Source organism: Embleya sp. NBC_00888 (genome assembly GCF_045207655.1).
Taxonomy (GTDB): Bacteria; Actinomycetota; Actinomycetes; order Streptomycetales; family Streptomycetaceae; genus Embleya.
Genome location: NZ_CP108784.1, coordinates 1443251 through 1455120, shown reverse-complemented (window position 1 = coordinate 1455120; position 11870 = coordinate 1443251). Strand labels below are relative to the sequence as shown.

Annotated in this window: 9 protein-coding genes; 7 read left to right on the top strand and 2 right to left on the bottom strand. The window is 71.3% G+C overall.

Features of this window, described 5'->3' with window-relative positions:
- Positions 1–65: 65 nt before the first annotated feature.
- Positions 66–1046 (bottom strand): NAD(P)/FAD-dependent oxidoreductase, encoded by a 981-nt coding sequence (locus OG948_RS05705; protein WP_406294320.1) that lies wholly within the window; start codon positions 1044–1046, stop codon positions 66–68.
- Between the two features lie 200 nt (positions 1047–1246).
- Between OG948_RS05705 and OG948_RS05700 the strand changes: the two genes are divergently transcribed.
- From OG948_RS05700 to OG948_RS05685, 4 genes are all read left to right on the top strand, one after another.
- Positions 1247–1537, top strand: a complete 291-nt coding sequence (locus OG948_RS05700; RefSeq protein ID WP_406294318.1) for a hypothetical protein — start codon at positions 1247–1249, stop codon at positions 1535–1537.
- Positions 1538–1583: 46 nt separating this feature from the next.
- Entirely contained in the window at positions 1584–2204 is a 621-nt protein-coding gene (locus OG948_RS05695) for a hypothetical protein (RefSeq protein WP_406294317.1), read from the top strand.
- A 310-nt stretch (positions 2205–2514) separates the two neighbouring features.
- Positions 2515–4308 carry a glycosyl hydrolase family 18 protein gene (locus OG948_RS05690; protein ID WP_406300188.1) on the top strand — a complete coding sequence of 598 codons (1794 nt, stop codon included), beginning with the start codon at positions 2515–2517 and terminating at the stop codon, positions 4306–4308.
- Between the two features lie 223 nt (positions 4309–4531).
- On the top strand, positions 4532–5170 hold the full coding sequence (locus OG948_RS05685; RefSeq protein ID WP_406294315.1) for a group III truncated hemoglobin: 639 nt from the start codon (positions 4532–4534) through the stop codon (positions 5168–5170).
- 216 nt (positions 5171–5386) lie between these two features.
- On the opposite strand, the gene OG948_RS05680 is transcribed toward OG948_RS05685, so the two are convergent.
- On the bottom strand, positions 5387–6238 hold the full coding sequence (locus OG948_RS05680) for a PAC2 family protein (protein WP_395873002.1): 852 nt from the start codon (positions 6236–6238) through the stop codon (positions 5387–5389).
- 336 nt (positions 6239–6574) lie between these two features.
- Here OG948_RS05680 and metH point away from each other — a divergent pair, with 336 nt between their 5' ends.
- The 3 genes from metH (at position 6575) to OG948_RS05665 (ending at position 11770) form a co-directional block, all read left to right on the top strand.
- Complete coding sequence (gene metH / locus OG948_RS05675) at positions 6575–10051, top strand: methionine synthase (protein WP_406294314.1); 3477 nt, start codon at positions 6575–6577, stop codon at positions 10049–10051.
- A 37-nt stretch (positions 10052–10088) separates the two neighbouring features.
- Positions 10089–10937 carry a putative RNA methyltransferase gene (locus tag OG948_RS05670; RefSeq protein ID WP_406294313.1) on the top strand — a complete coding sequence of 283 codons (849 nt, stop codon included), beginning with the start codon at positions 10089–10091 and terminating at the stop codon, positions 10935–10937.
- A gap of 128 nt (positions 10938–11065) precedes the next feature.
- Entirely contained in the window at positions 11066–11770 is a 705-nt protein-coding gene (locus tag OG948_RS05665; protein ID WP_406294311.1) for an HAD family hydrolase, read from the top strand.
- Positions 11771–11870: the final 100 nt, after the last annotated feature.

The window sequence follows — 11870 nt, the reverse complement described above, 5'->3', positions numbered from 1 at the left end:
GCAGGCGCGGGAAATGCCGCACCGGCGCGACGATATCGCCGCGCCGGTGCCGTGACCGGGCCCGACTAGGGAACATCGGAGGAGTGCCCGGGGAAGACGTGCGCGGAGGGGTCGACCACGGTCATCGCGTTGTTGACCGCGGTGGCCGCCTCGCCGAACCCGGTGGCGATCAGCTTGACCTTGCCGTCGTAGTCGACGATGTCGCCGGCCGCGAACACCCGCGTCAGGTTGGTGCGCATCGCCTGGTTCACCACGATGTGCCGCTTGCGCTGATCCAGGCCCCAGTGCGTCATCGGGCCCAGGTCCGCGATGAAGCCGAGCGCGGCCACCACCGCCTGGACCGGGAGCGTGCGCACCGCGCCGTCGGCCTTGGCGACCACGTCCGCGCCGCTGACCTGTCCGTCGCCGTGCAGCACGGTGACCTCGGCGGAGGTGATCACCTCGGTGGTGGAGTCCAGTACGCGCCGCACGGTGTGCTCGTGCGCGCGGAACTTGTCCCGCCGGTGCACCAGCGTGATCGACTTGGCGATCGGCTCCAGGCTGGTCGCCCAGTCGAACGCCGAGTCGCCGCCGCCCACGATCAGCACGTCCAGCCCGGCCAGATCGGCCAGGCGCGGCACGAAGTAGCGCACGCCCTCGCCGGTGAAGGCGTCGGCGGCGGGCAGCGGGCGGGGGCTGAACGTGCCGATCCCGCCGCTGATCAGCACCACCTTGGCGCGTACCACCAGGCCGCTCGCGCAGGTGACGGTGACCCCCTCGTCGTCCTGCGCCAGTTGCTCGGCACGGTGCCCCAGCAGGTAGCCGGGCTCGAATGGCGCGGCCTGCTCGACCAGCGCGTCCACCAGGTCCTGGCCCTTGATCGCCGGGAAGCCGGCGACGTCGTAGATCATCTTCTCCGGGTACATCGCGGAGATCTGCCCACCGGGTTCGGGCAGCGAGTCCAACAGCGCGGTGCGCAGGCCCCGGAACCCCGCGTAGTAGGCGGCGTACAGGCCGGTGGGGCCCGCGCCGATGACGAGCAGATCGGTGTCGACGGTCGAGGACACGCGCGCTCCTTCCCGAGCAGGGTTGCCCGGACCCTAGCCGAACGGCACACGGGCTTCCTCGAGTTCGTGCCCCGCGTCACACGAACGGAAGCACCCACGAAGTACGAGCTCGCCCAACCACGGGCAAATGTCCGTACGCGACCGTATGGAAAGGATGGAACTTGTTCTCATCCGGCCCGCCGATCGTTAGGGTCCGGTTCATGCAGATCTCCTGTGCGCCGCCCTCGGCCGGCGCCCCGGCGCCCGGCGCCCTCGCCGAGCGCCTCGGCCACGTCCGGGGCCGGGGTCCCGGCTCGCCCGACCGATGCGGCGACGCGCGGACGAGCCCCGGTCGGGTCGGTCGGCTCACCCTCACCGACGGCGCCGAACAGGTGTGCGGCAAACTGGCGTCGCCCGCGGACGCGAGCGGCACCGAGATCCCGACCCGGCTCCTCGGTCCCGCCCCGGTGCGCGAGCCCACCGCGCCCGCCGCGGCCGCCGCACCGTCCTGATCCACCTCGACTCCGTTCCGATCCCGCACGACCGCGAGGACGCACCATGACCCTGTTCCCCGGCAGGGACACCGACGTCACCACCGCCGTCGCCGCTCTGCTGGCGAAGTGCAGACTGTCGATACCCCGCAACTGGATACTCACGGCGCTCGACTACGCGTGGCACGACGAACGCCCCGTCGTGGTCGTGCGCCATCAACCGGCCACCCACCCGCACCCGGGCGGCCCGCACGCCAGCGTGGTGGTGGACCGCGCCGACGGCACCCTGCTGGGCTGGACCCGGCTGGACGGCCCGCGCCCGGGCCCGCTGCCCGGCACCGAGGAGGCGCACGCCGCCGCCGAGGCGTTCTGGCACCACGTGGATCCGCTGCACGCCGAGGGGCTGACCGTGCAGTGGGTCGCCCAGCACGACGAGACCATCGGCACGCCCGCCGGTCGGGCCACCTCGGTGAGCGGAATGAGGGTCAACGCGCGTCACATCAACGGGCTCTACACCTGGGCGGTGCTCGCCGGGGACCTGTCCGTGCTCACCTACGAGCGGGACGTGCAGTGGGACGAGCGGGCCGCCCGGCGGCGCACCCAGATGTGGCTGCACGACCGGTGGCGCGCGGCCGTGGACGGCACCGCGCCCGCGCCCGGCGCGCCGTACGCCCCGGCTCGGCGCTGAAGGCGGACGGGCGGGCGTCCCGGAAAATTTCGGCAAGTTCGACGAACTCGCAGATCACGCGGGCCCCGAGGGGCCCGCGTGTGGCATTTGCGGTGCCGGGCAAGGCAGTTGGTCCAGACCATTTTGGTACAGACCATTGACCCATGGTCCAGACCTTTCCTACTCTCACTGGACCTGCGGTGGGGCCGTAGTCGAATCGTTTCCCCACCGGGAGGTGCCACGTCCCCGTATGTCTGGCCCCACTCGAGGAGCTCCCTTGAGCACAGGAACCAAACGACGCACGACCTTGTCCCGGCGCACCCTTGTCGCCATGATCAGCGCCCTGCTGCTTCCCCTGGCAGCGATGGTCGGCCTCGCGTCCCCCGCACAGGCCGCCGGTACCACCGCCACGTTCGTCAAGACCTCCGACTGGGGCTCCGGCTTCGGTGGAAGCTGGACCATCAAGAACACCGGCACGGCCGCGATCACCTCGTGGACCCTGGAATGGGACTTCCCCGCCGGCACCGCCGTCGGCTCCTCCTGGGACGCCACCGTCACGCGCACCGGCGACCACTACACCGCCAAAAACGTCGGCTGGAACGGCACCGTCGGCCCCGGCGCCTCGGTGACCTTCGGCTTCAACGGCACCGGCCCCGGCAACCCGACCGGGTGCAAGATCAACGGCGGATCCTGCGACGGCGGACCCACCAACCCCGGCGACAACCCGCCCGGCGCACCCGGCACCCCGGTCGCGAGCAACGTCACCGACAACGGCGTCAAGCTGACCTGGACCGCGGCGACCGACGACCACGGCATCAAGAACTACGACGTGCTGCGCGGCGGCACCAAGATCGCCACCGTCACCACGCCCACCCACACCGACAGCGGCCTGGCCGCGGGCACCGACTACACCTACACCGTCATCGCCCGCGACACCGTCGACCAGACCGGCCCGGCCAGTGCCGCGGTCACCGTGCACACCACCGGCGGCGGTGGCGGACCCGGCGGCGGCAGCACCGTCAAGCTCGGCTACTTCACCAACTGGGGCATCTACGGCCGCAACTACAACGTGAAGAACATCGTCACGTCCGGCTCGGCCGCCAAGATCACCCACATCAACTACGCCTTCGGCAACGTCCAGGGCGGCAAGTGCACCATCGGCGACTCCTACGCCGACTACGACAAGGCCTTCACCGCCGACCAGAGCGTCAGCGGCGTGGCGGACACCTGGGACCAGCCGCTGCGTGGCAACTTCAACCAGTTGCGCCAGCTCAAGGCCAAGTACCCCAACATCAAGATCCTGTGGTCGTTCGGCGGCTGGACCTGGTCCGGCGGCTTCGGCCAGGCCGCGGCCAACCCCGCCGCGTTCGCCGAGTCCTGCTACAACCTGGTCGAGGACCCGCGCTGGGCCGACGTGTTCGACGGCATCGACCTGGACTGGGAATACCCCAACGCGTGCGGCCTGACCTGTGACACCAGCGGCGCGGCCTCGATCAAGACGCTGCTCTCCGCCACCCGGGCCAAGTTCGGCACGAACAACCTGGTCACCGCGGCGATCACCGCCGACGCGTCCTCCGCGGGCAAGATCGACGCGGCCGACTACGGAGGCGCCTCCGCCTCCGTGGACTGGTACAACGTGATGACGTACGACTTCTTCGGCGCCTGGGACGCCAAGGGTCCGACCGCCCCGCACTCGCCGCTGACCTCCTACACCGGCATCCCGAAGGAGGGCTTCAACTCCTCCGACGCGATCGCCAAGCTCAAGACCAAGGGCGTTCCGGCGAGCAAGCTCCTGCTCGGCATCGGCTTCTACGGCCGAGGCTGGACCGGGGTCACCCAGGACGCGCCCGGCGGCCCCGCCACCGGCCCCGCCCAGGGCACCTACGAGCAGGGCATCGAGGACTACAAGGTGCTCAAGAGCAGTTGCCCCAGCACCGGCACCATCGCGGGCACCGCGTACGCCAAGTGCGGGAGCAACTGGTGGAGCTACGACACCCCCGCCACCGTCAACTCCAAGATGAGCTGGGCCAAGGCGCAGAACCTGCGCGGCGCGTTCTTCTGGGAGTTCAGCGGTGATACCACCAACGGCGAACTCGCGTCCGCGATCCACAGCGGCCTGGGCTAGCCCCTAGGGCGCGGCCACGAACGCGGCCGCCTTCACCGCTTCGTGACCGCAGGTCGTGGCCGGGCCCACCGGGGTGCCCGGTCACGACACCACGAACGGGCCCGCCGTCCACCGGCGCGGACGGCGGACTCGGCACAGACCGTGCGGGTGGGGTCCCAGGACCCCACCCGCACGGGCCGTTCGGCACCGGCCCCGAGAACACCGGCGGCCTAGACTGGCGGGCATGCACGGCGACGGCACACGCGAACCGACGGACCTCACGCTCCGCGCGGCCCCGGCCGGGGGAGCACCGGGCCCGGGGAAACCGGAGACGGGCACGCCACACCCGGCGTCGCACCCGCAAGCGCCGCACCCGCCGCGAGCGGACCGGGGACATTGGCACGAGGCCCACTCCGGCCCGGACACCGCCCGCGCCGCCCGCGCCGACATCACCGCCCGCGCCGACCTCGACGCGCTCCTGCGCCGCTTCTACGGCGCGGCCTTCGCCGACCCGGTGATCGGCGCCTACTTCACCGAGATCGCCGGCACCGACCTGGACGCGCACCTGCCCCGGATCACCGACTTCTGGGAGCGCGCGCTGCTGCGCACCGCCGACTACCGCGGCGACGCGTTCGCCGTGCACCACACGCTGCACCGCGCCGCGCCGCTGACCGCCCGGCACTTCGGCCGCTGGGTCCAGTTGTGGCGGGCCACCGTCGACGGCGGCTTCGCCGGACCACGCGCCGAACGGGCCAAGGCACAGGGCGAGCGCATCGCCCTGGCCATGCTGCGCCGACTGTCCGGCCCCGACGCCGCCGCCGAACCGGGCACCGGCGGATTCATCCCGCTCGCGACCCTGGAACTGCGCCGACGCTCGGCGTGACCACCCCGAGGACCGATCACCCGGGTCGATGGCGCGGCCCCGACCACCGGGCCCCGACCACCGGGCCCCGACACCCTTGGTCCGATCAACGGAGCCCCGGCCACCGGGGCCCGGTCACCCGAGCCCCGTCACCGGAGCCCGATCACCCGAGCCTCGATCACCAGACTCCGAACACCGCAGCCCGATCACCCGAGCCCCGGTCACCCCTCGGCCTGATCACCCCTCGGCCTGATCACCCTTGCGCTTGAGGTACCGCTCGAACTCGGCCGCGATCGCGTCACCGGACGCCTCGGGCAGGTCCTCGGTGTCACGCGCCGCCTCCAGCGAGCGCACGTACTCCGCGACCTCGGTGTCCTCGGCCGCGAGCTGATCCACCCCCACCTGCCACGCCCGCGCGTCCTCGGCCAGCTCACCCATCGGGACGGTCACGTCCAGGAAATCCTCCAGCCGGCGCAACAGCGCCAGCGTGGCCTTGGGCGAGGGCGGCTGCGCGACGTAATGCGGCACCGAGGCCCAGAACGTCAACGCCGGCATCCCCGCGTGCGCGCACGCCTCCTGGAACACGCCCACGATGCCGGTCGGCCCCTCGTACCGGGACTGCTCCAGACCCACGTTCGCGGCCACCACCGGATCCGACGTGGTGCCGTTGACCGGGACCGGCCGCGAGTGCGGCGCGTCGCCCAGCATCGCGCCCAGCACCACCACCGTCTCCACGCCCAACTCGTGCGCGAAGCCCAACAGTTCGTTGCAGAACGAGCGCCAGCGCAGATTCGGCTCGATGCCGTGCACCAGCACCAGATCGCGGCGCGGCTCGGCCAACCGGACCACCGACAGCCGGGTGGTGGGCCAGGTGATCCGCCGGGTGTCCCCGTCCAGCCATATCGTCGGGCGATTGACCTGGAAGTCGTAGTAGTCCTCGGCGTCCAAGGCCGCGAAGACCTCGCCCTTCCAGACCCGGTCGAGGTGCTCGATCGCGGCGGAAGCGGCATCGCCCGCGTCGTTCCACCCCTCGAACGCGGCCACCATGACGGGGTCGATCAGCTCGGGCAGGTCGTCGAGCTCGATCACCCAGTGCCTCCTTCCGGCCGTGGCCGGGATCCGTGCGCCGCGGGCACCCGTCCCCGAGGCCGCGAGAGCTGTACGGTCCCCACATTACGGGTTGAGGCACCCTCGGCCAGACCCGCCCGCGTCGACTTCGCCCACAGTGAAATCCGGGCGACGCCCGGCGAACGCGACGCATACGGCCCGGTGAGCGCGGGTGAGCGCGGGGTGACCAGTGGGCGACGTCACCCGCGCGTCACCGGGCCGTGCGCGGCGAGCGCATTAAGCTGGCGCTCTGGCCCGATCCGTCTCGACGGACCCGGGCAAGCCGACAGCCGTCGCACCCATCGGAGACGCATTCTCATGACAGCCACCCCGCAGCAGCTTCGCGAAGCACTCGCCACCCGCGTCGTCGTCGCCGATGGAGCGATGGGAACCATGCTCCAAGCGCAGGATCCCAGCCTGGACGACTTCCAGGGCCACGAAGGCTGCAACGAGATCCTCAATGTCACGCGCCCCGACATCGTGCGCAACGTGCACAAGGAGTACTTCGACGTCGGCGTCGACTGCGTCGAGACCAACACCTTCGGCGCCAACCTCGGCAACCTGGGCGAGTACGACATCCAGGACCGCATCTACGAGCTCGCCGAGTCCGGCGCCCGGATCGCCCGTGAAGTGGCCGACGACTACTCCACCCCCGACCGGCCGCGCTGGGTGCTCGGCTCGATCGGCCCCGGCACCAAGCTGCCCAGCCTGGGCCACGTCCCCTTCGCCACGCTGCGCGACGCGTTCGAGATCAACGCGGCCGGCCTGATCGACGGCGGCGCGCACGCCCTGCTCATCGAGACCAGCCAGGACCTGCTCCAGACCAAGGCCTCGATCATCGGCTCGCAGCGCGCCCTGAGGAAGGCCGGCGTCGACCTGCCGATCTTCGCCCAGGTCACCGTCGAGACCACCGGCGCGATGCTGATGGGCTCCGAGATCGGCGCGGCACTGACCGCCCTGGAGCCGCTGGGCATCGACTTCATCGGGCTCAACTGCGCCACCGGCCCGGTCGAGATGAGCGAACACCTGCGCCACCTGGCCAAGCACGCCGGCATCGGGGTCACCGCGATGCCCAACGCCGGCCTGCCGATCCTGACCAAGGACGGCGCGCACTACCCGCTCACCCCCGAGGAACTGGCGGACGCGCACGACACGTTCACCACCGAGTACGGCCTGGCCCTGGTCGGTGGCTGCTGCGGCACCACCCCCGCGCACCTGAAGGCCGTCGTCGAACGCGTGCACGGGCGCGAACTCGCCCCGCGCCACCCCCGGCACGAGCCCGCCGCCGCGTCGCTGTACCAGTCGGTGCCCTTCCGTCAGGACCTGTCCTACCTGTCCATCGGCGAGCGCACCAACGCCAACGGCTCCAAGGCGTTCCGCGAGGCCATGCTCGAAGGCCGCTACGACGACTGCCTCGACATCGCCCGCGACCAGACCCGTGACGGCGCGCACATGCTCGACCTGAACATCGACTACGTCGGCCGCGACGGCGTCGCCGACATGAAGGCGCTGGCCGGCCGGCTGGCCACCGCGTCCACGCTGCCGATCATGCTGGACTCCACCGAGCCCGAGGTGCTCGAGGCGGGCCTGGAACTGCTCGGCGGGCGCGCCGTGGTCAACTCGGTCAACTACGAGGACGGCGACGGCCCCACCTCGCGCTTTCGCCGGATCATGCCGCTGGTCAAGGAGCACGGCGCGGCCGTGGTCGCGCTCACCATCGACGAGGAGGGCCAGGCCCGCACCGCCGAATGGAAGGTCCGGGTCGCCGAACGGCTGATCACCGCCCTCACCGGCGAGTGGGGGATCAAGGTCTCCGACATCATCATCGACGCGCTCACCTTCCCGATCGGCACCGGCCAGGAGGAGACCCGCCGCGACGGCATCGAGACGATCGAGGCGATCCGCGAGATCAAGCGCCGCCACCCCGACGTGCAGACCACCCTGGGCCTGTCCAACGTCTCCTTCGGCCTCAACCCGGCCGCCCGCATCGTGCTCAACTCGGTCTTCCTCAACGAGTGCATCGACGCCGGCCTGGACTCGGCGATCGTGCACGCCAGCAAGATCCTGCCGATGGCGCGCATCCCCGAGGAGCAGCGCGAGGTCGCCCTCGACATGGTCTACGACCGCCGCCGCGAGGGCTACGACCCGCTCCAGCGCTTCCTGGAGCTGTTCGAGGGCGTCGACGCCAAGTCGGTGCGCGCCACCCGCGCCCAGGAGCTGGCCGCACTGCCGCTGAACGAGCGCCTCGAGCGCCGGATCATCGACGGCGAGCGAGCCGGCCTGGAAGAGGACCTGGACGAGGCGCTGCGCGAGCGCAGCGCGCTGGTGATCATCAACGACACGCTGCTGGCCGGCATGAAGGTGGTCGGCGAGCTCTTCGGCTCCGGCCAGATGCAACTGCCCTTCGTGCTCCAGTCCGCCGAGGTGATGAAGTCCGCCGTCGCGCACCTGGAACCGCACATCGAAAAGGTCGAGGGCGAGGACGGCAAGGGCACCATCGTGCTGGCCACCGTCAAGGGCGACGTGCACGACATCGGCAAGAACCTCGTCGACATCATCCTGTCCAACAACGGCTACAACGTGGTCAACATCGGCATCAAGCAGCCGGTCTCGGCCATCCTGGAAGCCGCCGAGGAACACCGCGCCGACGTGATCGGGATGTCCGGCCTGCTGGTCAAGTCCACCGTGATCATGAAGGAAAACCTCCAGGAGCTGAACACCCGCGGCCTGGCCGCCGGCTACCCGGTCATCCTCGGCGGCGCCGCCCTGACCCGCGCCTACGTCGAAGAGGACCTCTACGACATCTACGCCGGCGAGGTCCGCTACGCCCGCGACGCGTTCGAGGGCCTGCGCCTGATGGACGCCCTGATGGGTGTCAAGCGCGGCGTGCCCGGCGTCGAACTGCCCGCGCTGCGCCGGCGCAAGGTGGCCGCCGCCAAGGTGATCGAGACCGAACCCGAGGAGATGCCCGCCCGCTCGGACGTGGCCGTCGACAACCCCGTGCCCACCCCGCCGTTCTGGGGCGACCGCGTGGTCAAGGGCATCCAGCTGAACGACTACGCCTCGTGGCTGGACGAGCGGGCCACCTTCATGGGCCAGTGGGGCCTCAAGCCCACCCGGGGCGGCGACGGGCCCTCCTACGAGGAACTGGTCGAGACCGAGGGCCGCCCGCGCCTGCGCTACTGGCTCGACCGCATCGTCACCGACAACCTGCTCGACGCCGGCGTGGTCTACGGCTACTTCCCGTGCGTGTCCAAGGGCGACGACCTGATCGTGCTCGACGACGCGGGCAACGAACGCACCCGGTTCACCTTCCCGCGCCAACGCCGCGACCGGCACCTGTGCCTGGCCGACTTCTTCCGCCCGGAGGACTCCGGCGAGATCGACGTGGTCGGCTTCCAGATCGCCACCATGGGCCCGCGCCTGTCCGACGCCACCGCGAAACTGTTCGCCGAGAACGCCTACCGCGACTACCTCGAACTGCACGGCCTGTCCGTACAGCTCGCCGAGGCCCTGGCCGAGTACTGGCACGCCCGGGTGCGCGCCGAACTCGGCTTCGCCGGCGAGGACCCGAACGACCTCGACGGCATGCTCAAGCTGCACTACCGCGGCGCGCGCTTCTCACTCGGCTACGGCGCCTGTCCCGACCTGGAGGACCGGGCCAAGATCACCGGCCTGCTGGGGCCCGAGCGGATCGGCGTCGAACTGTCCGAGGAGTTCCAACTGCACCCGGAACAGTCCACCGACGCGATCGTGCTGCACCACCCCGAGGCGAACTACTTCAACGCCCGCTGAGGCAATCCGGCCCACCCGTCACCCAAGAACGAGGCACATGCTCGGCGACGTCGTAGGAACCCTCGCCTGCCCGCACTGCGGCGCGGACCTGGCGGCGGCGGACAACACCCTGCGCTGCGCCGCCGGGCACACCTTCGACGTCGCCAAGCAGGGCTACGTCAACCTGCTCACCGGCACCGGCTCGGTGGGCACCGCCGACACCGCCGCCATGGTCGCGGCCCGCGTCGACTTCCTCGGCGCGGGCCACTACGACCCGATCGGCGACGCGCTGGCCGCCGCGAGCGCCGGCGCGGTGCCCGGCGCCCTCGTCGACGTCGGCGCGGGCACCGGACACCACCTCGCCCGTGTGCTGGACGCGCTGCCCGAGCGGCACGGGCTGGCCCTGGACATCTCCAAGTACGCGCTGCGCCGGGCCGCCCGCGCACACCCGCGGATGGGCGCCGCCGTCTGCGACGCGTGGCGCCCGCTGCCGGTCCGCACCGGCGCCGCGGCCCGGGTGCTCAACGTGTTCGCCCCGCGCAACCCGCCCGAACTGCACCGGATCCTGGCCGCCGAGGGCACCCTGCTGGTCGCCGCGCCCACCGCGGGACACCTCGCCGAACTCGTGCCCGCGCTCGGCCTGCTCCAGGTCGACCCGGACAAACAGGAACGCATCGACGTCAAACTCGCGCCCTGGTTCACCGTGCGCGAGCGGCACACGCACACCTTCACCATGGCGCTCGACCACACCGCCATCGCCACCGTGGTGGCGATGGGCCCCAGCGCGTGGCACACCGATCCCGGCCGGCTGCGCTCCGCGATCGCGGAGCTGGCGAACCCGCTCGCCGTGACCGCTTCGGTCACCGTTTCCGCATACGACCCCGTTCGGCGGTTGCCCAATCCCTGACGGGGCCGCACAATCGAGGACCCGCCGGAGCCAACCGGCGGATCGCACCCATGGAGAACCCGCGTGAGGAGATCGACCCACCCCATCCACACCACGATTTCCCGTACCGGGGGAGAGGCGGCCACACGATGACGGCAGCGCTCACGACCACGACTCGATCACGCCCGGGCCACGGCCTCGCGGCGGTCCTGTTCGACATGGACGGCACCCTGGTCGACACCGAACGCAACTGGTTCGCCACCGAGACCGCGGTCATGGCCGACCTCGGCTTCACCCTCACCGCGCAGCACGCCGAGCACCTGCTCGGCAGCCCGATGGAGCGCGCCGTCGCCTACCTGCTCTCGGTCTCCGGCCTCGACGTCGCACCCGCCGAACTCGAACACCGGATCAACACCGGCATGGTCGCCGCGCTGCGCGACGGCGTGGACCTGCGCCCGGGAGCCAAACGGCTGCTCGCCGAGGTCGACGACGCCGGCGTGCCGTGCGCGCTGGTCACCGCGTCCCAGCGGGTGATCGTCGACGCGGTGCTGCCCTCGCTGGGCGCCCACCACTTCCGCTTCACCCTGGCCGGCGACGAGATCGCCCGCACCAAGCCACACCCCGACCCGTACCTGACCGCGGCCCGCCGGCTGGACGCCCAGCCGTGGTCCTGCGTGGTCGTCGAGGACTCGCCCACCGGCATCGCCTCCGGCGAGGCGGCCGGCTGCGTCGTGTTGGCGGTGCCGAGCATGACACCGATCACGCCCGCGCCGACGCGCACCGTGGTCGACTCCCTCGAAGAGGTCGACCTGGCCTTCCTGGGCGAACTGGTCCGCTCCCGCGTCGCCCGCTGAGCCGGCCACGCCCCACGCGCCGCGCCCAGCGCCCCGCACCTCGCACGCCGAACCCGAGGCATCGGGAGCCGACCCCCGCCGTACATCGTCGGCACAAACA